This is a genomic window from Vibrio sp. 1874, from assembly GCF_033344395.1.
Taxonomy (GTDB): Bacteria; Pseudomonadota; Gammaproteobacteria; order Enterobacterales; family Vibrionaceae; genus Vibrio; species Vibrio alginolyticus.
The window spans coordinates 1-23908 of sequence record NZ_JAWPOR010000017.1 but is presented as its reverse complement, the minus strand read 5'-3'; the positions used below and the strand labels follow the sequence as shown (position 1 = coordinate 23908).

The window sequence follows — 23908 nt, the reverse complement described above, 5'->3', positions numbered from 1 at the left end:
TAAAAAGCGCCATTTCAGAAGCAAAAAATCGAAGAGAAATATTTTTTCTTTTGAGTCAGATGGTTAAATCTGACCTATTGCTAACACTTTTTGAACGGGGACAGAGCAAAATCTGAACATTACACTATGTTGTAAATTGTTGCTTCCCATCATGGAGATGAAAATGAAAAAGCTTATGACGTCATTGGCGGTTGCAGCCGCTATCGCATCACCTGTTGCTTTTGCCGACAGTACACCTGTGATGTTCTCTACTATCGATAACACAAACGCACCTTCGAATTCTTCAGTTGGTGGTGTTCGTTTAGCTGTGTTGCATGGACAGGTAAATGAGGTTAAAGGTGTCGACTTTTCACTGCTTGGTATGTCAGAAACGGATCGTACGACAGGTGTGAACTTCGGTCTGTTTTTTGGTGCAGCAAAAGTAAATCAAGAAATGAAAGGCGCGTCTTTAGGCTTAGTTAACTGGAACCAAGGTCAGACGACGGGTGTTAACTTGGGTGCTGTTAACATTACGAACAACGTAAAAGGCTTGAACTGGAGCGCGGTGAACTATTCTGAAGGCTACACCATGGCGGATGTGGGCTTAGCGAGTATCTCTAAGAAGTCTAATTTCCAGTTTGGTTTCTTCAACATGACCGATCAAATCGATGGCGTGCAAATTGGTCTTTTGAACTGTGCGGATAACGGTTTCTTCAAGTGTTTCCCACTCATCAACTTTGCTAAGTAATCCCTGAGAAAGTCAGAATCTTTATATACAGAAAGCCCTCGATGTTCGTCGAGGGCTTTTTAATTACAGATTGGATGAAGCGAGTTTCTCGGAGCGTTAACTATTTAATTAATCGTGATGAAGTTTTGCGTTGTTGAATTCTTTGATGAACACCGCGGCGTAATGCTTTGATGTGGTTTTCTGCTTTATCCACACCTAACAACACGGTTAATGTCAGGAGAGTAATAACCACCGACTGCGTTAAATAACCCAAACCTATCATCAAACCTAAACCTGCTAGCACCCATATTACAGCCGCTGATGTTACGCCATGGATTTTTCCATCAAGTGTCATCATAACGCCAGCGCCTAAGAAGCCGACGCCAGTAATGATCTGACCAAGCACTCGTGCTTGATCAAGTGTATTTGGCGATAACGACACTGCCATCGACATAAACAGGTAGGTACCTGAAATAATTAATATTGCTGTGCGAATGCCAACCGGTTTACCACGAGTTTGGCGCTCTATACCGATCATGAGCCCATTAATGGCGCAGCATAGTAGGGCAGGCCAACTGAATGGGCCAAGATCGAAAATTTGTTCGAATGCTGTATGCATCTTGACCTCCAAAAGTGCGGAGTATGCATAGACTTACCGTGCAAAGCGAACAAAAATAATCAATCTAGACGACAAATTTAATTGAGCGTCAGAGCTTATTCTAAATGCAAATCCAACGGCGTTTTACTTGGCCTGCCACCAATTTCTCGTGTGAGTTTTGGTACCAGATAACCCGATACACGCGTGATGAGTCCGCGCATAATAGCTTTCGCTTCTTCGTCCGAAATAAAGTAGTGCGCTGCGCCTTGCACCTTATCAAGAACGTGGAGGTAATAAGGCAAGATACCCGCGTCAAATAAGGCCTCACTTAACGCCACTTGAGCTTCTACCGAATCATTCACGCCTTTCAGCAGAACGCCTTGGTTTAGAAGCGTAACGCCCGCTCTTTTGAGCTTGAACATCTGTTCAGCAAATTCGTCATTGATTTCGTTGGCATGGTTGATGTGAGTGACGAGGATGATTTGTAACCTTGATGCTTGCAAAAGTTGGCATAGTTCATCAGTGACTCGAGCAGGAATCACCACAGGTAAACGGCTATGAATACGCAGACGTTTGATGTGAGGAATGTGAGCAATGTGCTCTAAAAGCCAATGAATCTCATCGTCTTTTGCCATTAATGGATCACCACCTGAGAAGATGACTTCGTTCAACTCTGGTTGTTGTGCCATGTACTCTAAGCACTTGGTCCAGGCTTGTTTCCCGCTTTTGTTCTCTTGATAAGGGAAGTGACGACGAAAACAGTAACGGCAATTTACCGCGCAGCCACCTTTGACAATCATCAGGGCGCGGTTGCGATACTTGTGTAGCAGGCCAGGGACTTCATTGTCCTGCTCTTCCAATGGATCATTGGAGTAACCCGGATGCACCTCAAATTCGTCGCTCAGTGGTAAAACCTGACGTAAAAGAGGGTCTTTAGGGTTGCCTTTCTCCATCCTATCGACAAAACTTTGCGGTACACGCTGTGCAAACAGCTTGCGCGCGGCAAACCCGTCTTGCCACGGTGAAGGATCAATTTCCAGTATTTCGAGCAATTTTGCAGGATCAGAGATCCCATTCGCCAACTGTTTGAGCCAGTTTTGCTCAACAGATTCGACTTTTCGGGTTATTATGTGCGGCATTGAATTTAGCTCTAAGAATGTAAGAGGAAAAAATGGCTACAGTTAGCACCAATGAATTTAAAGGCGGTCTTAAGTTAATGCTTGATAACGAGCCTTGTGTAATTCTGGAAAACGAATACGTTAAACCAGGTAAAGGCCAAGCGTTCAACCGTGTTAAAATTCGTAAACTTCTTTCTGGTAAAGTGCTAGAGAAAACATTCAAGTCTGGTGACACTTGTGAAGTGGCAGACGTAATGGATATCGACCTAGATTATCTATATTCAGACGGCGAATTCTACCACTTTATGAACAGTGAAACGTTTGAACAGATCGCAGCGGATGCAAAAGCGGTAGGTGAAAACGCTAAGTGGTTGGTAGAAAACAACACTTGTATGATCACACTTTGGAACGGTAACCCAATTACTGTTACTCCACCAAACTTCGTTGAGCTAGAAGTTGTAGACACAGACCCAGGCCTGAAAGGTGATACTCAAGGTACTGGCGGTAAACCAGCGACGCTATCAACTGGCGCTGTTGTTCGCGTTCCTCTGTTCATCTCAATTGGTGAAGTGATTCGCGTAGATACTCGTACTGCTGAATACGTAGGTCGTGTGAAGTAAGCACTTTATATGATTGTTAGAAAGGTCGCTTCGGCGGCCTTTTTTATTGCCTGTGACTCTTCTCTTTTAATCCCTCTGCGTAAAACATCGATATCCTCCGCAAATTTTTGATGATTTTGTATTATTCGTAAAAATCTTATTTATTCCATGAATCTGTCGATTATTCCTTAATGTAACATTTTGATACATTAGTACTTGTCGCTGAGTTGCATAGCAATCTGATTTTTATCGATTTAACTCAGTAACAATCCAAAAAGGAGAACAAAATGGAAAGCAGAGGTTTAGGAAGGGGTTTAAAGGTGGAAGAAAGACGTCAGTTACTACATAAAGGATTAAAAGCAGCCGTATTTGGCGTACCGCTGTTGGCAATAGGCTTAACGATTAATAGCTCGGTGCTGATGACCGATGCGGGTTACAGCTACGTGCATCAGAATAATATTACTGGTGAGTTGGATGTGTTTACTGAACCTGGCATTCATTTTCGCATGCCATTTCTGTCCAAAATCACCAAGTATGACCAAGTGATCACCGTGTCATTCGGTAACAGCAAGGGCGAAGATTTTTATCAACGCCTTGATGCGATTCAGGTTCGATTTGCCGACACCTATATTGGTCAGATCCCCGTAACATTCCGCTTTAAGCTCAGTAATGACCCTGAAGCGGTGAAGAAGATGCACAAAGAGTTCCGCAACAACAGTAACTTGATCGATGCGCTGCTTGTAAAGAACGCACGTAACGTAACGGTGATTACCGCAACCCAATACACGGGTGAAGAGTTTTTCCAAGGTGGCTTGAACCAGTTCAAATCGAAACTTGGCGATCAGTTACGAGAGGGGATTTATCTAACAGAGCGACGTCAGGTTGAAGTGGAAGAGTTGGATCTTGCGCCTGTTGGGGTGAATCAAGCCAATCCGAACCAATTACAGCGCACCAATCAACTGGTTTGGAAAACCGTACCTGTCGTAGACAAAACCGGGCAACCGATTCGTCAAGACAATCCGTTACAACAATACGGTATTCAAGTGACGCAGGTGACCATTGGTGACCCGCAGCCAGAAAAGCAATTAGATCAGCTATTGGCAGATAAAAAACGTTTAGTGGCGGATCGTATTCGTGCGATTCAGGAACAAGAAACGTCGAAAGCACAGGCAGAGACCGAGCAGTTACGCAAAGAGATTCAACGAACACGTGAGGTGCAAGACGCCCAGCGTGGTAAAGAACTCGCAATTATTGCTCAGCAAAAAGAAGTGGAAGTTGCACGTCAGATTGCAGAGCGTGAAATCGTTGAAGTGGAAAAAACCAAACGACTTGCTGAGGTCGAGAAGGAGAAAGAGCTAGCTATCGCAGAGGCTAACTTAGCGATTCAAAAAGCGAACGCACTTTCTGCTGAGTTTGAAGCGAAAGCGATATTAGCGAAAGGTCGCGCAGAATCTGAAGTCCTAAAAGGTAAGTATGCAGCGTTAGGAGCAAACCGTGAAGTTTACTTGGCAGAATTGAATCGAGACGTAGCGAACTCGTTGTACAACAACTTGCAAAACTTCCAAGTTCAGATGCCACAAAACTACATCGGTGGAAGTGACGAAACGGGCTTGAAAACGAACTTAGATGTGATTACTGGCTTTGGTGCTCTGGGTCTTATGGACCAAACAAAGAAGGTCACACAGCAATAAGATCATGGGTGGTCAAAAGCTTAAAAAGCAAAAAGATCATTGGTAACCCAAAGCAATAAAAAAGCTGGCATTGAGCCAGCTTTTTCTTTTGGGTCAGTCTCTTAAATCATGAAGATAAAGATAACTGCTAGTGCAGTGATTAAGCCTGCAAATGCGTAACATGCTACTTTACCAATCACACCAGTGTGGAATTTAAGGTCATGCATGCCGTGGTGCACACGGTGCATTGCATGCCACATTGGCAATGCTAGCGTGCCAATGATGAATAGCGCACCGATGATGCTGGTTGCGAATGCAGAGACACGCTCGTAGCTCATCGCTTCTGCGTCAATCACGCCTAGTGGTACCAAGATACCTAGCACAAGAACGGTGATTGGCGTGATCATCGCGAACCAAGTACCACCTGCGCCAAACAGACCCCACCAGATTGGCTCATCAGAACGTTTTGGTGATGTGTTTACACTATAATTCGGTTTCATTGCTCAGCTCCTTACACCACGATGAGAACGATCAGTGAGATGAACGCAACCGCGGCCCACTGAGTCAATACGATGATCTTCTTGTCCACTGGTTTGCCCTTCAAACGAATTGGCATTACTTGTGGCATCATGCTGAAGAAAGTTTGAGCGTGGAATAGGCTACCGAGTAGTGCAACGATGTTGATTGCGACTACGATTGGGTTCGCCATGAACGCTAACCAACCTTGCCATGCTTCAGGACCTTTCACCAAGCAACCTAAACCGAAAGTTAGGAACAGAGTGAATAGGATTAACGGAAGCACCGTCGCTTCACGTAGCATGTAGAAGCGGTAGAAAGGATGGTTCTTCCACCAAGTGCGTTTTACTTCACGAACGTAAGGTTTACGATTGCTCATCCTTATGCCTCCACTTTCTTTGGTGAACCATCAGGTTTCAACATAGCAATCACGAAGTCCATAGAAGACTCCACTTTGCCTTGGTTTACTGCCGCTGCTGGGTCAACGTTCTTCGGACAAACTTCAGAACAGTAACCAACAAACGTACAACCCCAAGCACCGTTTTCACCGTTGATAAGCTTCATGCGCTCATCTTTACCGTTGTCACGGCTGTCTAGGTTGTAGCGGTGGGCTAGCGTTAGTGCAGCAGGACCGATGAACTCTGGGTTAAGACCAAACTGAGGACATGCTGCATAGCACAGACCACAGTTGATACAGCCAGCGAACTGCTTGTATTTCGCCATCTGTTCTGGCGTTTGCAAGTTCGTACCGTCTTCTGGTTTACGATCGTTACCAATGATGTATGGTTTGATTGCTTCTAGGCGCTCGATGAATGGCGTCATATCAACAATCAAGTCTTTCTCGATTGGGAAGTTCGCTAGAGGCTCGATAGTCACACCGTCTGGGTAGTCACGTAGGAAGCTCTTACAAGCAAGTTTCGGTACGTTGTTCACCATGATGCCGCAAGAACCACAGATCGCCATACGGCAAGACCAACGGTAAGACAGATCTTTGTCTAGGTGATCTTTGATGTAGCCAAGTGCGTCAAGCACAGACATGGTTTCATCGAATGGTACTTCGAATGTTTGCTTGTATGGTTCTGCATCTTTTTCTGGGTCGTAACGCAGGATGTCTACTTTTTGAATGCGATTTGCTGACATTATGCTTGCTCCTCTGCGTTCTTCTCTTCAGCCGCGGCTTTTTCTGCTGCTTCACCGTATAGACGAGCTTTTGGTTGTGACTTAGTGATGGTCACATTGCTGTAATCGATACTTGGTGCTGACTCTGGCTTGTAGAAAGCAAGTGAGTGTTTTAGGAAGTTCACGTCATCACGTTCTGTACAACCGTCGTCTAGACGTTGGTGCGCGCCGCGCGATTCTTTACGTAGAATCGCAGAGTGAACCATCGCTTCTGCGACTTCTAGGCCGTAACCCACTTCGATTGCGTATAGAAGGTCTGTGTTGAACACTTTACCTTTGTCTTTGATGCTGATGCGTTTGTAGCGTTCTTTCAACTCAGTGATTTTGTCGATAGTCGCTTGCATCAAATCTTCTTGGCGGTAGATACCACAACCCGCTTCCATGGTGTGGCCCATTTCTGTGCGTATTTCTGCCCAGTTTTCGTCGCCTTCTTGGTTCATCAGTTTCGCGATGCGCTCTTCAACGGCTTTGACTTGCGTGTCAATTGCCGCGTCGTTCCAACCTTTGAATTCTGCTGCGCGTTTCACTGCATTTTCACCCGCTACGCGGCCAAATACCACGAACTCAGCCAGTGAGTTAGAACCTAGACGGTTTGCACCGTGAAGACCAACAGACGCACATTCACCCACCGCGAATAGGCCTTTAATGCGAGTTTCACAACCGCCGTCCGTTTCAATACCACCCATAGTGTAGTGAACGGTTGGACGAATTGGAATTGGCTCTTTTGCAGGGTCCACGTTTACATAAGCTTTTGCTAGCTCACAGATGAACGGCAGACGTTCTTGTAGGTACTCTTCACCAAGGTGGCGAAGGTCTAGGTGCACCACGTCACCCAGTGGGTGTTTGATGGTGTTGCCTTTCTGTTGTTCGTGCCAGAAAGCTTGAGAAACTTTGTCACGAGGACCCAGTTCCATGTATTTGTTCTTCGGTTGGCCAACTGGAGTTTCAGGGCCCATACCGTAATCTTGTAGGTAACGGTAGCCATTCTTGTTAACGATGATACCGCCTTCACCACGACAACCTTCCGTCATCAGGATACCTGTACCAGGAAGACCGGTTGGGTGGTATTGAACGAATTCCATATCACGTAGAGGAACGCCGTGACGGTAAGCCATTGCCATACCATCGCCTGTTACGATACCGCCGTTGGTGTTACAGTGGTAAACACGGCCCGCGCCACCTGTTGCTAGAACAACAGATTTTGCTTTGATAGTAACAAGCTCGCCTTCAGACATGTGAATAGCAATCAGACCTTGAACTTCGCCTTCATCAACAAGCAGATCCACCACAAAGTACTCATCAAAACGTTTGATGTTGCTGTACTTCATTGATGTCTGGAATAGCGTATGAAGCATGTGGAAGCCAGTTTTGTCTGCAGCGAACCAAGTACGTTCAACCTTCATACCACCAAAGCGGCGTACGTTGACTTCACCGTTCTCTTTACGACTCCATGGGCAACCCCATTGCTCCATTTGGATCATTTCGCGAGTCGCGTTCTCTACAAAGTATTCAACAACATCCTGTTCACATAGCCAGTCACCACCGCCAACAGTGTCGTTGAAGTGGTTGTCTAAGCTATCTTCATCCTTGATAACTGCTGCTGAGCCACCCTCTGCAGCGACCGTGTGGGAGCGCATTGGATAAACTTTAGAAATCAGAGCGACTTCTAAGTCTGGGTTTGCTTCAGCCGCTGCAATAGCAGTACGAAGACCAGCGCCGCCTGCGCCGATGACTGCGATATCTGTGGTGATAATTTGCACAGTTATCCTCCAGTGTGTGATTGCGGAAATCCGCTTGTTATTGTCATTACGAGGCGCTCTTTAAAAAGAACTCCCCAAAAGTAGTAGGGTTAGTGTAGATGAGCCACATGGCAGAAAAATTGATGTAATTGGGTTTTTGCTTCGGTAATGCACTTAAGGGCATAGAATTTATAGGTTATGTGACTGCTATCACGGCATCGAGGTTTTGGCCCTCAAGCATTAACATTAGGGATGTTAAGCCTGTGTTGCGTGACATTAACCGCATGGATAATAGGATTTTAACTGAGTGTTTTTTGTTCTGCGGCACGAGTAATGCTTGCCTCAAATTGGCGAGCTCATTAGTAAAAAGAAGAAGGGATATTCCTCTCTTCTTGAAGAGTAAAAAGCATGTAGAATGAGACTTTCCTCGCTGAATTAAAGTTTGAGAGATTTGTTATGCAAACCAACTGGCAACCTACTGCTTCCATTGACCAACTTCGTCAACGTGCGACGTTAATCGCGTCGATTCGACAATTCTTCGCTGACCGACAGGTGATGGAAGTCGATACGCCAGCCATGAGTCACGCAACCGTGACTGACATTCATTTGCATACTTTTCAAACCGAGTTTGTTGGCCCAGGCTATGCCGATGGCAGTAAGCTGTTTTTTATGACCAGCCCAGAATTCCATATGAAGCGCCTTTTGGCTGCGGGTAGCGGTTGTATTTATCAAATCAACAAAGCATTTCGTAATGAAGAGAATGGTCGCTACCACAACCCTGAATTCACGATGTTGGAGTGGTATCGCGTTGGCTTTGACCATCATAAATTGATGGATGAAATGGATGACCTGTTGCAGCTGGTATTGAAGTGTGGCGCAGCGCAGCGCATGACGTATCAGCAAGCCTTCATTGATGTGTTGGGTGTGTGTCCACTGGAAGGCTCGATGACTGAGCTGAAAGCGGCGGCAAGCAAGCTGGGTTTGAGTGACATTGCTGAGCCAGAAGAAGATCGCGATACGCTGCTGCAACTACTATTTAGCGTGGGAGTAGAAAACAAAATTGGTCAGGACGTGCCGGCTTTTGTGTACGACTTCCCTGCATCACAGGCGGCGCTTGCGAAAATCAATCCTCAAGATCATCGCGTCGCGGATCGTTTTGAAGTGTACTTTAAGGGGATAGAGCTGGCGAACGGATTTCATGAACTGGATAACCCGAAAGAGCAATTAGCGCGCTTTGAACAAGATAACGCAAAGCGTATCGAAATGGGTTTAAAACCACAGCCGATCGATTATCATCTGATCTCTGCACTGGAAGCAGGGTTGCCAGATTGTGCAGGGGTCGCGTTGGGTATCGATCGTTTGATCATGCTGGCGCTAGGCTGTGACCACATTGATCAAGTGACGGCCTTTCCATTTCCAATTGCATAAGGACGTCCAATGAACCTGACGGCTGCACGTTTCGTTATCTTTAGCTACGCCATATTGATCGCTTTTTTATCTCTGAGTTCAGGTGAACTGCAAGACTGGGGCAATATCGCGTATCTCGACAAAATGCAGCACGCTATGGCGTACAGCGGCTTTGCGTTTTTAGGTTGTTTTTGTGTGTGGCGTTGGCGTCAACGTTGGGCGGTGGCGATTAGTATTTTGCTATTCAGCGCCGTTATTGAGTGGTTGCAAGGGTATGTAGGGCGACAAACTTCTTGGTTAGACCTTGTCGCCAACTCAACTGGCATCTTAACTGGTCTGTTATGTTACCGTATTTGGAGCCTCTATCGACCTAGGTTGGTGAAGTCGCTATACTCGATTCGTTAATGAAGAGGGAACACGATAACAATGAAAACGCGCGACAAAATCGTCTACGCGGCACTGGAGTTGTTCAACCAACATGGTGAGCGAAACATCACCACCAATCACATTGCCGATCACATCGAAATTAGCCCTGGTAATCTGTATTACCACTTCCGCAATAAGCAAGAAATCGTTCGTGAGATCTTTGCGCTTTATTCAGCAGAACTTTTAGAAAGATTTACCCCTATTCAAGGTTCGCAAGAGAGCCTGACTATGCTGAAGAGCTACCTAGACTCTATTTTTACCTTGATGTGGAAATACCGCTTTTTCTACGCAAACCTACCAGAAATCTTGTCACGAGATGAACAGCTACACGAGCAGTACATCGATGTGCAAGAGAAGCTGCAAGCGAACCTCATTGCTATTATGCAAGAGTTCGTAACGATGAAGCTGTTGAATGTCGATCAACAACAGTTGAAGTCATTGGTATGTACATTACACTTGATTGCGTGTAGTTGGTTGGCGTATCAATCCGCGATGGCTTCAAAAACCAACATTACCGAGCAAATGGTGAAGCAAGGGATGTTGCAGATGCTTAATGTCGTTAAGCCATTAGCAACTGAGCAGGGCTTAGAGCAGCTACTGTTATTAGAAGATGCGGTTAGCAATCTACACAGTTAAACGTCAAACTGCTTAATATTTCGAGAGTCACTCTCATTTTCGAGTCGTGGCTCGAGTTGACTTGTCAAATATGCCACGCACAATAGTCCCATACGCTAAAAACCCTTGCAGGGATAAGATTCTCGATAAAGGAACTATCGCCCCATGAATTACGACATTTTTAATGGTGATGCTGATGGCATCATTGCTCTTCTACAATTGCGTTTGGCTGATCCTGTCGATGCCCAGTTAATAACCGGTGTAAAGCGCGACATCAAGCTGGTGGAAAAAGTAGACGTGCAAGCGGGTGATGAGCTGACTGTGTTAGACATTTCGATGGAAAAGAACATGGCAGGTCTAGAGCAAGCTTTGGCTCAAGGCGCGCACGTCTTTTACGCCGATCATCACAAAGCGGGCGACATTCCTCAGCATGGTAATTTGGATGCGCACATCGATCTCGATGCCAACATGTGCACGGCGTTGATTGTCGATAAGTTGCTTGATGGGCGTTTTCATGACTGGGCGATTACGGCGGCTTATGGTGATAACATGATTGCTAAAGCCGATGAGTTAGCGAATAACGCGGGCTTGTTGCAGCAACAGAAAGAGCAGCTAAAAGAGCTGGGTACTTTAATTAACTACAACGGCTACGGATCGAAGGTCGAAGATTTACACTTTCACCCTGCGGAGCTGTACCGAGCTTTGCTGAAGTACACGTCACCATTTGAAGCTATTGAAGATACGGCCTCGCCATACTACCAATTGCAATCGGCTTACCAACAAGACATGGAGGCGGCTCTCGCAGTGCCTGCCATGCATGAGAGTGGTAAGCTGAAGTTGTTTGAGTTACCAAACACGGCGGCATCACGCCGAATCAGTGGTGTTTATGGCAACTGGCTAGCAAACCAAACCCCTGACTCTGCGCATGCGGTACTTACTGAAAATGCAGATGGTACTTATACGGTTTCACTCCGCGCCCCATTAAACAATAAACAAGGTGCCGTTGCCGTGTGTGGTCAGTTCCCGACAGGTGGGGGGCGAGAGGCGGCGGCAGGAATCAACGCGTTAAGCAAAGATGATGTGAATGCTTTTATTGATGCGGTAGAAACCTACTACGCATAGCATTTTCCAAAATATGAATACAAAAAAGGAGCCGAGTGGCTCCTTTTTTATTATAAGTCTATGAGTCAGATAATCAGCGTTTTAACCAAGATTTCGGATTCTGCGCTTCACTATTACGACGAATTTCAAAGTACAGCGATGGTCTGTCTTGACCACCTGTATCACCCGCGAGAGCAATCACTTCGCCGGCGGTGACTCGGTCGCCTTCTTTTTTAGTTAAGGCTTGGTTGTAACCATAGAGGGTCATGTCACCTTTGCCGTGGTCGAGCAGTACCACTAAACCGTATCCGCGCAGATACTCCGCAAATACGACAGTTCCAGGATAAACGGCTTTCACTTGTTGACCATAGTTGGCAGACAGCACCATGCCCTTCCAGTTTACCTGCCCGGTTTGTCGCGTACCAAAGTTGTGTAACACACTGCCTTTTAGTGGCCAAGGCAGCTTACCGCGCTGTTTGCCGAGTCCGTCCATTGGCACCGCATTACGCTTCGCTGCTTTGGCGATCTCTGCTTTTAAACGGGTTTCGTTGCGTTGCAGCTCGGCTAAGTAGCGTTTGTCATTCTTGATACTGCTCTGAATTTTATTCAGGGTTTGCTTACGCTTGGATTGTGTACTCGCTAGCGCTGTACGTTTTTCGGATTGCTGCTTGAGCAGAGTCTCGATTTGCTCTTTTTCTAGCTCGAGCTGGTTTTTGTTGTGCGCTAATTCTTGGGTTATTTTGGTGATCGCATCAATCACTTCAGCACGTGCTTTAGCTAAATGCTGGAAGTATTGGCTCATGCGGTCTTCTTCCACACCTTGATTTAACAAGTGACCATTGGCTTTCGCTCGCTCGGTTACGTAATACGTTTGCAGCAGCTGTTTGAGTTCTTCTTCTTGCTCTTGACGCTGTGCTTCTTGCAAGGCAATTTTCTCTTCCAGGTTTTCTATGTTTTTGTTTGCTTGTGCGAGGTTAGACTTGGTTTGTCGTATTTCACGCTCAAGCTTAGAAATTCCAAGCTCTTGATCTTTTAGTGACTTCTGTAACTCATTGAGCTGCTTTTCTTGGGAAGAGAGCGATTTGCGCTGACGGCTTATCTCACTGGATACGCCTTTGAGCTCTTGCTGGCTTACAGCAGAGGAGGTAGTGGGATAAGTGGCGGATAAAGCACAAGTTAATAAAATAGCCGAGCGTAGAACAGGGTGATTTTGTTTTCGCACTTGAGAGTTACCTACCACGTTGTTGTCAAAAAGGTTTGTTGACGATTAAATACCATCCCCATGGATAAAGCTTTGCGATTTACCGTTAAAGCCTTGATCCATATCGAGAGAAGGTTTGTCCGTTTTTGGACGTCCGACGATTTTTGCAGGCACGCCAGCCACCGTTGTGTGAGGAGGCACGGCTTGCAATACCACAGAGCAAGATCCGATTTTCGCGCCTTCACCAACTTCGATATTGCCAAGAATCTTTGCACCAGCGCCGATCATTACGCCTTCGCGAATTTTCGGGTGACGATCACCGCATTCTTTACCAGTACCACCAAGGGTGACATCTTGCAGTATAGACACGTCGTTTTCGACCACGGCAGTTTCACCAATCACGATGCCTGTTGCATGGTCGAGCATGATACCACTACCAATGCGCGCTGCAGGATGAATATCGACCTGACATGCTACCGAAATCTGATTTTGTAGGTAAGTCGCAAGAGCGTGACGACCTTGCTTCCACAGCCAGTTTGCTACTCGGTAGCCTTGCAGTGCGTGATAGCCTTTTAGGTACAGCAATGGCATTGAGTACATTGAAACAGCAGGGTCGCGATTGACCGTGGCACAAATATCACAAGCCGCGCCGTCAGTGATGGTTGGATCAGCCGCAAAGGCTTCTTCAACCACTTCACGCACAGCCATCGCTGGCATGGAAGCGGTGTTCAATTTGTTAGCCAGAATATAACTCAGAGCGGCACACAAACTTTCATGCTTGATAATGGTGGCATGATAGAAGCTCGCCAGCATAGGCTCTTGTTCTGACATTTCACGGGCTTCTGAGACAATTTTGTTCCAGACTTTTTGTTTTTCGCAGTGTTTCATTCTCAATATCCAGAGTGGTTCTTCCGTGACCCGACAACTTCAATTTTTCTCAGATGAGCTGCAAAGGGCGGTAGATTGCTACTTTCCTTCGGCTTTTTTGTCACGAGCAAGTAAATCTTGCGCTGCTAAGCGCGCATCTTTTCCTTGATACAATACTTGATAAATTTGATCAACTATCGGCATCTCAACACCCATACGTTGAGAAAGTAGCCATACTTCTTTTGTATTGCGGTAACCTTCAACCACTTGACCAATTTCTTCTTGAGCCGTATCAACGTCTTTACCTTGGCCTAATGCCAAGCCAAAGCGTCGGTTACGTGATTGGTTATCGGTACATGTCAGGACAAGATCGCCTAAACCCGCCATGCCCATAAAGGTTTCTGGCTGTGCACCCAGCGCAGCACCAAGGCGACTCATTTCAGCCAAGCCACGAGTAATTAATGCAGTACGGGCATTGGCGCCAAAACCGATACCATCAGACATACCCGCACCAATCGCAATAACGTTTTTCACAGCGCCACCCAATTGCATACCAATAAAGTCACTATTGGCATATACGCGGAAGGTTTTGCTACAGTGGATTTTTTCTTGTAGATCCGCAACAAATTCAGAATCTGGAGACGCAACAGAGATTGCAGTCGGCATACCCATTGCGAGCTCTTTCGCAAACGTTGGGCCAGACAATACTGCTAGTGAGTAGTTTTCACCGATAATGTCATAAGCGACGTCTTTCAGTAGGCGCCCCGTTTCAGGTTCAAGCCCTTTGGTTGCCCAACAGATGCGAGAGTCTTCGCGCAAGAATGGTTTACAGCTGTTTAGCACGATGCCAAAGACATGGCTTGGAACCACAACCAACAAATCTCGGCTTGCTTGAACGGCTTTTTCTAAATCCGATTCAATGATCAAGCTTTCAGGGAAATCAACACCTGGTAAAAAGGCATGGTTAGCTCGGTCTGCTTCTAGGCGAGCCATGTGCTCTGGCTCGTGTCCCCAAAGGACAACGTTCGCGCCGTTACGAGCGAGTGAGATTGCCAAAGAGGTGCCGTATGAGCCTGCGCCAATCACAGTCATTGCGATGTCTTTACCGTAAGCATTGTTTGTATTTGCTTGTGTCATGCTACCGCCTAATTGTCTTGCTACTAGTAGAATCTAGTTCCTAATCGTCAAATTTTACGCCTTCTGGCGATTAGGAACTAGGAACTTTTGTCAGAAATAAAAAATGCACATTGCATCGGATGGTAGACGCTCTGTGCATTTTATTTGATTCGGTGACGTCAGCACTGTGGCTATTCGTCACTTATAAAACGTGAATTACGCTTCAGCTTCGCCTTGTTGAGCTTGCTGTTGTAGGTAGTTCATGAATAGCGCGTCAAAGTTTACTGGCGCTAGGTTCAGTTGAGGGAACGTACCTTTAACGACTAGGCTTGAGATAGTTTCACGAGCGTATGGGAATAGGATGTTCGGGCAGAATGCGCCTAGGCAATGTGCAAGTTGACCAGCTTCCATTTGTTCAGCAGTGAAGATACCACCTTGTTGAACTTCACATAGGAACGCAGTCTCTTCTTCGTTCTTCACAGTAACGGTTAGACGTAGAACAACTTCGTACACGCCTTCACCAAGCTCACGGCTTTGAGTGTCTAGGTCTAGTTTAACGTCTGGGTTCCACTCTTTCTGGAAAATTACTGGAGAGTTCGGCGCTTCAAAAGAAACGTCTTTTAGGAAGATGCGTTGAATTGCGAAGTTTTGTTGTGCGTCTTGAGGTGCTGCTTCAGCCATTTTTTAATCCTTAAATCAATATTTGTTGAGCCTAGAAACGTCTAAGCTCAGAAAACTGGTATGTCCTGAGACTAACTGAGCCAATCTACCTTGACTAGATGAAGCGTGTATTACGTGCAAAGCGTCACAACTTAGTGCTCCAACTGCTTTCAATTTGCTCAGTTTTTTGTCCGCGAGGCTTGGTAAAAGCGCGTTTAAACGCGAACTTTCGGTCTTGCCACGTTCCTACTTTTTACCGCGAACTAACGGCAGGTTCGCTTCGTTCCACGCAATCAAACCATTTTTTAGTAGGCTCACTTTTTCGAAGCCAGCTTTTACTAATAGGTTTGCGCTTTCTTGAGCGGTCTGTCCTGTCTTGCATACCACAATGATTGGGTCTGATTTGTGGTTTTCAAGGCCACCCAAGTTACCCGCTTTGATGTCTGACGGTAAAATGTGAAGTGAGTCGGTGATATGACCTTTTTTGAACTCGTCCTTGGTACGGATATCCACTACAACGCCGTTTTCACGGTTCATAAGATGAGTCAGTTGGTTTACGTTGATTTCTTTGTATGCGGCTGTCGCTGACTTCACGATGTTCATGATAAAGGCGACAAGAAGACCTACCCAAACCAAAGATAGAATCATGTTCTGTTGGAAAAATTCAATGTACTCTTGCATGTCTTGAGCTCTTACGCTGTTGGCGGAAAAATAAAGCAGGAGTATAGCGAGGTTACGGCTCTTAGGCGAGAGGGTTAAAATTTTCTAACGAATAATTGAGATCTCTATAAACCCTTTATGCCCTTACTATCCGTACATTTCGCTCTGGTAGCTTGATTGCTTTTGCCTATTGGACTTATCGGTTTAAGTGACTTCTGTTTTACTGAGAAAAGAGAACAATAGGTATTAACCCATCTTGTTTGATGTTGCTTTAAATTAGCACTGTTTCAAGTGCAAAAATAAGAATGAGAAGCGTAAGAAAACCGAACTTAGACTGGGGTGTACAAAGCGTATTAGAAATGACTATGCTTGTGGAACACGATTGTCGGCACTGACTCGTTGTTCGCTTAACTTGTAAGATAGCAACAATAAATCGCAAACATTATTTGATCTTAACCTACAGTTTTGGTTAAAAAGTGTAGTAAAATTACGCTAGTTTTGTTTCAAGGTTAGATAGGGCAGCGAGGCCCTACGCCAAAAGTTACTTAAATTTGATGAGGTCATCACTATGTCAGCTAAGAAGCCATTGGCTCTAGTTATCCTTGACGGTTACGGTTACCGTGAAGACACAGCAAGTAACGCAATTGCGAATGCGAAAACACCAGTAATGGATGCTCTGATTGCGAATAACCCACACACATTAATCTCTGCTTCAGGCATGGATGTTGGCCTTCCTGATGGTCAAATGGGTAACTCTGAAGTTGGTCACACTAACATTGGTGCAGGCCGCGTTGTATACCAAGACCTGACTCGTATCACTAAATCAATTGCTGATGGTGAGTTCGAACAAACGCCTGCGCTAGTTGAAGCTATCGACTCTGCAGTAAAAGCTGAGAAAGCAGTACACATCATGGGCCTGATGTCTCCAGGCGGTGTTCACTCTCACGAAGACCACATTTACGCAGCAGTTGAAATGGCAGCGGCGCGTGGCGCAGAGAAAATCTACCTACACTGCTTCCTAGACGGCCGTGACACACCACCACGTAGTGCTGAAAACTCACTACAACGTTTCCAAGACCTATTTGCGAAACTAGGTAAAGGCCGCGTTGCTTCTCTAGTAGGTCGTTACTACGCAATGGACCGTGACAACAACTGGGATCGCGTCCAAGTTGCTTACGATCTTCTAACTCAAGCTAAAGCTGAGTTCACAGCAGAAACGGCAGTTGCAGGTCTAGAAGCGGCTTACGCTCGTGAAGAAAACGACGAATTCGTTAAAGCAACAGCTATCAAAGCGGAAGGTCAAGAAGACGCAATCATGCAAGATGGTGATGCGGTTATCTTCATGAACTACCGTGCTGACCGTGCACGTCAAATCACTCGTGCATTCGTTCCTGCGTTTGACGGCTTTGAGCGTGCAGTATTCCCAGCAATCAACTTTGTGATGCTGACTCAATACGCGGCTGATATCCCTCTAGCTATCGCATTCCCACCTGCGTCTCTAGAAAACACTTACGGTGAGTGGCTATCTAAACAAGGTCAAACTCAGCTACGTATCTCTGAAACAGAGAAATACGCACACGTGACTTTCTTCTTCAACGGTGGTGTTGAGAACGAATTCGAAGGCGAAGAGCGTCAGTTGGTTGCTTCTCCAAAAGTTGCAACGTACGACATGCAGCCTGAAATGAGCTCTCCAGAACTAACAGAGAAGATGGTTGCGGCTATCAAATCAGGTAAGTTCGATACCATCATCTGTAACTACCCGAATGCAGATATGGTTGGTCACACTGGCGTTTATGAAGCGGCTGAGAAAGCAATCGAAGCTCTAGATGAAAGCGTGGGTAAAGTGGTTGAAGCAATCAAAGAAGTTGGCGGTCAACTATTGATCACTGCGGACCACGGTAACGCAGAAATGATGATCGACCCTGAAACTGGCGGCATCCACACTGCTCACACTAACCTACCAGTGCCTCTAATCTATGTAGGTGACAAAGCGGTTGAATTCAAAGAAGGCGGTAAACTGTCTGACCTTGCACCAACCATGCTTTCTCTAGCTGGTCTGGAAATCCCAGCAGAAATGACGGGTGAAGTACTAGTTAAATAGTTAACTAACGGCTCAGCATGACAAAAGCCCGAGTTTAAACTCGGGCTTTTTTGTATCTGGCAGTAAGGGCTGGTCTGCAAGCTTACTGAACCAAAATGCCAGCACCAATCACAGCTAGGGCTGCGCCCAACCATGCAAATCGGTTTGGTCGGCGTTTAGTGTAAATCCAGAGCAGTGGTAGCAACATAATTGGCGTGGTTGAAGATAGAAGGGCAACCATACCTACATTTCCTTCTTGCAGTGCGTATAAGATTAGCGTCATGCCGACGGCCATCGCCAAGAAACCATTAAGCGCAGTAATACCAAATACGCGCCAAGTAATGTGTTGCGTCGAGCGAGCGACTTTGACCCCTAGAACTAACAACATGCTGTGGGCGAAAAAGGCACTGATCATTCGAATAGCAGAAGCCGCAACTGGGTCAATACTGGTTTGCATTACTGGCTTGGCGATAATGCCTCCCAATGCTTGGCACATTGCTGCGGTTAAGCCAAGTCCAATACCTACCCAGATGTTACCTTTAATGTCTTCCAAGACGTTATTCACTTGACCTCTTCGGCCAAAGAATATCGCCATCACCACGCCGCTAAATACCAATGATGCGCCCAGTAGTTCTATTGTGGTCATGACTTCGCTAAATAAGAAGTAGCCCAAGATGGCAGAGAACACGGCGTGGCAAGAGAAGAGTAACCCGGCTTGTCTTGGCCCCATACGATTCAAGCACGCAAACAGAGCGGTATCACCGATGAAAATTCCAATCAGGCCCGACGCCATCATTGGCGTTACATGTTCCCAAGAAACCGTTAACCAGCCGCCAGTTATCCAGGCCATTGTTGATAAGATCACGGCTGTGCAGCCCATACGCCAGCGGCTGTAAGAAAATGCGCCTAGGTGTTGTGCAGGAATGACCGAAATTAGGCTAGAAACTGCCCACAGAAAAGCGGCGCATAAAGCAAGCCATTCGTAACCCATGATGTGTCGACGTCCTTGTAGAGTAGAGGAGTCTTAATATGCACGAAATTTATGGGATGTAAAAGCCGCTCTGTAAGGGCAGTAGCTGGAGAGCAGCTCCATGACAACACGCTTTTTCATGGAGCTCTTCGATTAAAACAGTACCAAAACTGCGCCATACACGATAAGTAGACCAATCAAACCAAGAATCAGCCCCACTTTCGCCATGTCTTTGCTCTCGATGAGGCCTGTTGAATAAGCCAAAGAGTTTGGTGGTGTGGAAACCGGTAAGATCATGCCAAGTGATGCGGAGAAGGCGACGACAACCAGTAAACCTTGTAGGCCACCAACCGCAATAAGGCTTGGCATGGATGTACCAATAGCGGCAGCAATAGGCATCAATAAGTTTGCCGTTGCGGTATTAGACATAAAGTTCGCCATTAACCAACATACGACCGATAGGGCAAAGACAACGGCAAATGGTGATAGTAAGCTGTAATCAATGGCGTGCGCTAATGCTTCGGCTAAGCCCGTTTTGTCTAAGGCAATGCCAATTGCTATACCACCGGCAACTAGCCATAAAACATCCCAGTTAATCAGCTTGAGTTCTTCTTTGCCCATAATGCCCGTTAAGGTGAACACTGCTAGTGGGATAATCGCGACAACGTATGTATTCATGCCATGCACTTTCGTTGTCATCCAAAGCAAAATGGTTAGTGCAAAAGTGATGTAGACGACGATCGCACGCCAGCTCCTTTTGAATGTACCATCTAGCTTTAGTTTCATTTCTGGTTCGCTAGACGGAAACAGCTTTTGCAACAAGAACCAAGCTACAGTGAGTTGTACCAACACAAATGGTAGACCCATTGTCATCCACGATAGGAAGTCTATCGCGTTTTCTCCAGTGAGATATTGAAGCGCTATCGCATTAGGTGGCGTGCCTATCGGAGTCGCAATGCCGCCTGTATTCGCGGCAATTGGAATACACAACACCAGTGCTTTAATGCCTAAATCCCCTTTAGGTGCTGAAGCGACGATGGGGCCAAGCAGGGCTAGCATCATCACGGTCGTGGCAGTATTGGACATAAACATTGAAAAAACGGCGGTAATTAACATCAAGCCCAGCATGATGAACTTAGGTTGGGTGCCGAATGGTTTTAATAGTACTCGGGCGAGGTTGTTGTCGAGCTCGTATTTGGAAGCCGCAATCGCAAGAGCAAAACCACCCATAAAAAGAATAATGATCGGTGAAGAGAAGGCCGAGAAAATATCGGTGTAAGCAATTAACTCTCCTAAATCATGCCCCGCTGGTGGATTGCGAAATAGATGCAAACCTTTATCCGATATCATGATCAGTTCAAGAGCGATAATAAGAATGGACGTAGCAAAAACGGGAACCGGCTCGAGAACCCAAAGTAGGGCAGCAAGAAGAAAAATAGCTAACAGGCGATGCTGAATTAAAGTGAGATCGTCAATAGGAATAGCATCGATCGGCATCATCAAAACACCGAGCGGAATTAAAAAGCACACCAGCAATTTCGCCAACGTGTTTACACTCATCTTTGGCATTGGCTGCCCCTCTAAATATTCATTCTAAGCGCAGGATAATTGATTGTGGAATGAGGGTCTTAGAGGCAGGTATGAGTTTGAGAAATAGAGGCTAAATTTCGAACGGAGTTTTGCTTTTTATCAATAAAAAGAGCCCTTAATAAAGGGCTCTTTAACGGTGTTTTACTTATTTTTTCAAGGCGTAAGGTGTGCCCATAACGGTTGGCTTACCGTTTTCCATGCTTGCGTCAAACTCAATCGCGTCTTTGGCAAACAGGTTAATAACAGTAGAACCCAGTTTGAAGCGGCCCATCTCTTCGCCTTTTTTCAAGATCACGGCCTTGTCACCCTCTGCTGGGTAATCCCATTTGTAGACAGTGTTTCCACGAGGCGGAGTGATAGTGCCAGCCCATACTTGCTCAATGCTACCAACAATTGTCGCACCAACAAGCACCTGTGCCATTGGACCAAACTCAGTATCGAAGATACACACCACACGCTCGTTACGAGCAAATAGGTTCGGTACGTTTTCTGCTGTCAGAGGGTTTACTGAGAACAGGTCACCTGGTACGTAAATCATTTGGCGCAGAGTGCCGTCACATGGCATGTGTACACGGTGGTAATCGCGCGGAGATAGATACAATGTGGCAAAAGAACCATCTTTAAATTCGTCCGCTAAATTCGCGTCACCGCCCAGCAATTCTTGTGCTGAGAAGTGATGACCTTTTGCTTGGATAAGTTGACCATCTTCAATAGGGCCAAACTGGCTAACACAAGCGTCGGCTGGATGAGTAATGACGTTTTCGCCTTCAGAAATTGGGCGTGCGCCTTCTTTTAGCTCACGAACGAAAAACTCGTTGAACGTTTTAAAATGCTTAGGATCTGAGTGCTTTGCCTCATCCATATTCACATTGTATTGTTTGATAAACCAACGAATAACTGCTGTTGTTAGACCGCCAGCTTTTGCTGAAGCCAGTTTACCCATTAGGCGAGTGAGGCCGTGTTGTGGGATCCAGTACTGCAGTCCAACTTTAAACTTGTCCATCTTTAATTCCGATACTTCTGTTAGATTCGCGCTTTAGGGCGCGTGATGTTACTGAAATTTAATTTGCTTGTCAGTATTAGGTGAAGACTTTTTACACAGTTACAGCCTTAACTCAATTACAGATCGGCTTTTTTATTACGTGAATACTGACGATTTGCTTTGTTTTCAACCATGCTTTCCAAAATGCGATGATAGTTTTCAAAGCGAGTTTCGTTAATTTCCCCGTTCTCGACAGCTTCGCGTAGAAGGCAGCCTGGGTCATCATTGTGTTTACAATCTCGGAACTTGCAACCGCCTAAATATGGTCGAAATTCAACGAATGCTTTTGTTACTTCTTCTGCTTCCAAATGCCAAAGACCAAATTCACGTACTCCAGGTGAGTCGATCAAATCGCCACCCGTTGGAATGTGGTATAAACGTGCAGCCGTCGTGGTGTGTTGGCCCAAGCCAGAGTTCTCAGAGACTTCGCCTTCTTCCACTTCGCTCTCTAGTTCCGGCATTAACGCGTTGACTAAGCTGGATTTCCCTACGCCTGATTGACCAACAAAGATATTAATTCGATCACGTAGTAGGGTTTCTAGTTCAGCAATGCCTTCTCCAGACTTCTTGCTGACCAGAAGCACTTTATAGCCAATACGTTCATATTCTTTGAGCCATTCTTCATACATTGCACGGTCATCGGCTTCTAGAAGGTCGACCTTATTTAAGACCAACAATGGCGCAATATTCAGTGTTTCTGATGCAACGAGATAGCGGTCAATAATATTTAGCGATAGCTCTGGTAATACCGAAGAGACAATGACCATTTGATCAATATTGGCTGCAACGGGTTTTAGGCCATCGTAATAATCTGGACGAGTGAGCACTGAAGAGCGAGGTTCTACCGCTTCAACAACACCAGAGATGCCCGCCATAGACTCCAATCCTTCGCGCCATAAAACACGATCGCCAGATACTAGAGACTCAATACCACGGCGGAGGTTACAGCGTTGAATTTCGCCTGTTTCAAGGTCTTCAATGTCCGCGTGCTGACCAAAACGAGTGATCACGAGACCTTGCTTGCTGGCGCCTAGCATGTTTTCATCCCACTGGATGGACTCTTCTTGCTTCTTCAAACGCTTTTGTTGGTTGCTACGTACGCGTCGCACCTGACCTTTGGTTAACTTTTTCTTCTTTGCCACAATTCTGTACTTTATGTGAATTTACTCAAATGGTTGAGCCGTACTCTTGGCTCCGTGTATGAGTATCGTGTTTCTCGTATTTTGAGGTATAGTACCTCTTTTATCGATAAACAAATAGGCGGCGTAACCATGTCCTTTAGCGATCAAAACCTAATTTGGGTTGATTTAGAGATGACAGGGCTTGATCCTGAAACGCACAAAATCATCGAAATTGCTTCTATTGTCACGGATAGCGAACTAAATATTTTGGCTGAAGGTCCAGTTTTAGCGATTCATCAGCCGGAAGAAGAACTAGCGAAAATGGACGACTGGTGTACTAATACGCATACGGCAAGCGGTTTGGTTGAGCGCGTTCGAAACAGTCAAATCTCAGAACAAGACGCAGTCGCACAAACCATTGAATTTTTAGAAAAATGGGTGCCAAAAGGGGCGTCGCCAATATGTGGTAACAGCATTGGGCAGGATCGTCGCTTTTTATACAAGCATATGCCTGAGTTGGAAGAGTTCTTCCATTACCGATATGTTGACGTTAGTACTCTTAAAGAACTAGCACGTCGCTGGCAACCTGAGGTGCTAAATGGGTTCACAAAACAGGGAACACATTTGGCCTTGGACGACATTCGTGAGTCCATCGCAGAACTTAAGTACTATCGAGGTACTATTTTCAAGATTTAACTGTTAAGGTTGCGATCCAAATTGTTGTAATTTATATCGCTTTTGATTGCTTTTTCGTCGTTCAGTAAAAAAATAAAGTTTTTTTGAAGGAAGGACTTGCATCACAAAAAAATGCTCTTATAATTCGCAGCCCTAAACAGCGGAAACGTTGTTGATGCGACACTAGCTCAGTTGGTAGAGCGCAACCTTGCCAAGGTTGAGGTCACGAGTTCGAACCTCGTGTGTCGCTCC

At 45.8% G+C, this 23908-nt stretch carries 24 protein-coding genes and 1 tRNA gene; 10 read left to right on the top strand and 15 right to left on the bottom strand.

Annotated elements, in window-relative coordinates; genetic code table 11:
• The first annotated feature begins 163 nt into the window (after window positions 1-163).
• Window positions 164-727 carry a VC2662 family protein gene (locus R8N46_RS20945; protein ID WP_005381507.1) on the top strand — a complete coding sequence of 188 codons (564 nt, stop codon included), beginning with the start codon at window positions 164-166 and terminating at the stop codon, window positions 725-727.
• A gap of 100 nt (window positions 728-827) precedes the next feature.
• Here the strand turns inward: R8N46_RS20945 and R8N46_RS20940 are convergent, their stop codons facing one another.
• Window positions 828-1325, bottom strand: a complete 498-nt coding sequence (locus R8N46_RS20940; RefSeq protein ID WP_005381504.1) for an MgtC/SapB family protein — start codon at window positions 1323-1325, stop codon at window positions 828-830.
• Between the two features lie 95 nt (window positions 1326-1420).
• Window positions 1421-2443, bottom strand: coding sequence for an EF-P beta-lysylation protein EpmB (gene epmB / locus R8N46_RS20935; protein WP_005381502.1), 1023 nt, complete (start codon window positions 2441-2443; stop codon window positions 1421-1423).
• Between the two features lie 32 nt (window positions 2444-2475).
• Between epmB and efp the strand changes: the two genes are divergently transcribed.
• Both efp and R8N46_RS20925 read left to right on the top strand, forming a co-directional pair.
• Window positions 2476-3042, top strand: coding sequence for an elongation factor P (gene efp, locus R8N46_RS20930; RefSeq protein WP_005381500.1), 567 nt, complete (start codon window positions 2476-2478; stop codon window positions 3040-3042).
• A 266-nt stretch (window positions 3043-3308) separates the two neighbouring features.
• On the top strand, window positions 3309-4712 hold the full coding sequence (locus R8N46_RS20925) for an SPFH domain-containing protein (RefSeq protein ID WP_171346246.1): 1404 nt from the start codon (window positions 3309-3311) through the stop codon (window positions 4710-4712).
• Window positions 4713-4813: 101 nt separating this feature from the next.
• Here R8N46_RS20925 and frdD read toward each other — a convergent pair whose 3' ends face one another.
• Genes frdD through frdA form a run of 4 tightly spaced genes read right to left on the bottom strand, consistent with a single transcriptional unit; the run spans window position 4814 to window position 8146 of the window.
• Window positions 4814-5191 (bottom strand): fumarate reductase subunit FrdD, encoded by a 378-nt coding sequence (frdD, locus tag R8N46_RS20920; RefSeq protein WP_213972525.1) that lies wholly within the window; start codon window positions 5189-5191, stop codon window positions 4814-4816.
• 11 nt (window positions 5192-5202) lie between these two features.
• Window positions 5203-5586: a fumarate reductase subunit FrdC gene (gene frdC / locus R8N46_RS20915; RefSeq protein WP_005381491.1), complete on the bottom strand. Its 384-nt coding sequence runs from the start codon at window positions 5584-5586 to the stop codon at window positions 5203-5205.
• 2 nt (window positions 5587-5588) lie between these two features.
• Window positions 5589-6347, bottom strand: a complete 759-nt coding sequence (locus R8N46_RS20910) for a succinate dehydrogenase/fumarate reductase iron-sulfur subunit (protein ID WP_005381489.1) — start codon at window positions 6345-6347, stop codon at window positions 5589-5591.
• Complete coding sequence (frdA, locus tag R8N46_RS20905; protein WP_054575300.1) at window positions 6347-8146, bottom strand: fumarate reductase (quinol) flavoprotein subunit; 1800 nt, start codon at window positions 8144-8146, stop codon at window positions 6347-6349. Before frdA ends, R8N46_RS20910 begins: the two co-directional genes overlap by 1 nt.
• Window positions 8147-8581: 435 nt before the next feature.
• Here frdA and epmA point away from each other — a divergent pair, with 435 nt between their 5' ends.
• The 4 genes from epmA (at window position 8582) to R8N46_RS20885 (ending at window position 11695) form a co-directional block, all read left to right on the top strand.
• Window positions 8582-9553, top strand: coding sequence for an elongation factor P--(R)-beta-lysine ligase (gene epmA / locus R8N46_RS20900; protein WP_005381485.1), 972 nt, complete (start codon window positions 8582-8584; stop codon window positions 9551-9553).
• Window positions 9554-9562: 9 nt separating this feature from the next.
• The gene (locus R8N46_RS20895) at window positions 9563-9937 is read left to right on the top strand and encodes a VanZ family protein (RefSeq protein ID WP_017635567.1); all 375 of its coding nucleotides are present in this window, start codon (window positions 9563-9565) and stop codon (window positions 9935-9937) included.
• A gap of 21 nt (window positions 9938-9958) precedes the next feature.
• Window positions 9959-10594 carry a TetR/AcrR family transcriptional regulator gene (locus R8N46_RS20890; protein ID WP_005381480.1) on the top strand — a complete coding sequence of 212 codons (636 nt, stop codon included), beginning with the start codon at window positions 9959-9961 and terminating at the stop codon, window positions 10592-10594.
• 144 nt (window positions 10595-10738) lie between these two features.
• Window positions 10739-11695, top strand: a complete 957-nt coding sequence (locus R8N46_RS20885; protein ID WP_017821834.1) for an acetyltransferase — start codon at window positions 10739-10741, stop codon at window positions 11693-11695.
• A 73-nt stretch (window positions 11696-11768) separates the two neighbouring features.
• On the opposite strand, the gene R8N46_RS20880 is transcribed toward R8N46_RS20885, so the two are convergent.
• The 5 genes from R8N46_RS20880 to R8N46_RS20860 all read right to left on the bottom strand — a co-directional run bounded on the left by R8N46_RS20880 (window position 11769) and on the right by R8N46_RS20860 (window position 16199).
• Entirely contained in the window at window positions 11769-12914 is a 1146-nt protein-coding gene (locus tag R8N46_RS20880) for a murein hydrolase activator EnvC family protein (protein ID WP_213972526.1), read from the bottom strand.
• Between the two features lie 27 nt (window positions 12915-12941).
• Window positions 12942-13763 carry a serine O-acetyltransferase gene (gene cysE, locus R8N46_RS20875; protein ID WP_005381475.1) on the bottom strand — a complete coding sequence of 274 codons (822 nt, stop codon included), beginning with the start codon at window positions 13761-13763 and terminating at the stop codon, window positions 12942-12944.
• A gap of 78 nt (window positions 13764-13841) precedes the next feature.
• Complete coding sequence (gene gpsA, locus R8N46_RS20870) at window positions 13842-14879, bottom strand: NAD(P)H-dependent glycerol-3-phosphate dehydrogenase (RefSeq protein ID WP_005381474.1); 1038 nt, start codon at window positions 14877-14879, stop codon at window positions 13842-13844.
• Window positions 14880-15074: 195 nt separating this feature from the next.
• The gene (secB, locus tag R8N46_RS20865; RefSeq protein WP_005386410.1) at window positions 15075-15539 is read right to left on the bottom strand and encodes a protein-export chaperone SecB; all 465 of its coding nucleotides are present in this window, start codon (window positions 15537-15539) and stop codon (window positions 15075-15077) included.
• A 225-nt stretch (window positions 15540-15764) separates the two neighbouring features.
• Window positions 15765-16199, bottom strand: a complete 435-nt coding sequence (locus R8N46_RS20860; RefSeq protein WP_213972527.1) for a rhodanese-like domain-containing protein — start codon at window positions 16197-16199, stop codon at window positions 15765-15767.
• Window positions 16200-16746: 547 nt separating this feature from the next.
• On the opposite strand from R8N46_RS20860, the gene gpmM reads away from it, so the two are divergent.
• On the top strand, window positions 16747-18279 hold the full coding sequence (gene gpmM / locus R8N46_RS20855) for a 2,3-bisphosphoglycerate-independent phosphoglycerate mutase (RefSeq protein WP_005386416.1): 1533 nt from the start codon (window positions 16747-16749) through the stop codon (window positions 18277-18279).
• Between the two features lie 82 nt (window positions 18280-18361).
• Here the strand turns inward: gpmM and R8N46_RS20850 are convergent, their stop codons facing one another.
• The 4 genes from R8N46_RS20850 to rsgA form a co-directional block, all read right to left on the bottom strand.
• Window positions 18362-19249, bottom strand: a complete 888-nt coding sequence (locus tag R8N46_RS20850; RefSeq protein ID WP_005381469.1) for a DMT family transporter — start codon at window positions 19247-19249, stop codon at window positions 18362-18364.
• 132 nt (window positions 19250-19381) lie between these two features.
• Window positions 19382-20797, bottom strand: coding sequence for an SLC13 family permease (locus tag R8N46_RS20845; protein WP_213972528.1), 1416 nt, complete (start codon window positions 20795-20797; stop codon window positions 19382-19384).
• Between the two features lie 166 nt (window positions 20798-20963).
• On the bottom strand, window positions 20964-21821 hold the full coding sequence (gene asd / locus R8N46_RS20840) for an archaetidylserine decarboxylase (protein WP_005381465.1): 858 nt from the start codon (window positions 21819-21821) through the stop codon (window positions 20964-20966).
• A 116-nt stretch (window positions 21822-21937) separates the two neighbouring features.
• Window positions 21938-23002: a small ribosomal subunit biogenesis GTPase RsgA gene (gene rsgA / locus R8N46_RS20835; RefSeq protein WP_025768798.1), complete on the bottom strand. Its 1065-nt coding sequence runs from the start codon at window positions 23000-23002 to the stop codon at window positions 21938-21940.
• A gap of 129 nt (window positions 23003-23131) precedes the next feature.
• On the opposite strand from rsgA, the gene orn reads away from it, so the two are divergent.
• Window positions 23132-23677, top strand: a complete 546-nt coding sequence (gene orn / locus R8N46_RS20830) for an oligoribonuclease (RefSeq protein ID WP_017635574.1) — start codon at window positions 23132-23134, stop codon at window positions 23675-23677.
• A gap of 156 nt (window positions 23678-23833) precedes the next feature.
• Window positions 23834-23906 (top strand) — tRNA-Gly (locus tag R8N46_RS20825).
• Window positions 23907-23908 lie beyond the last annotated feature (2 nt).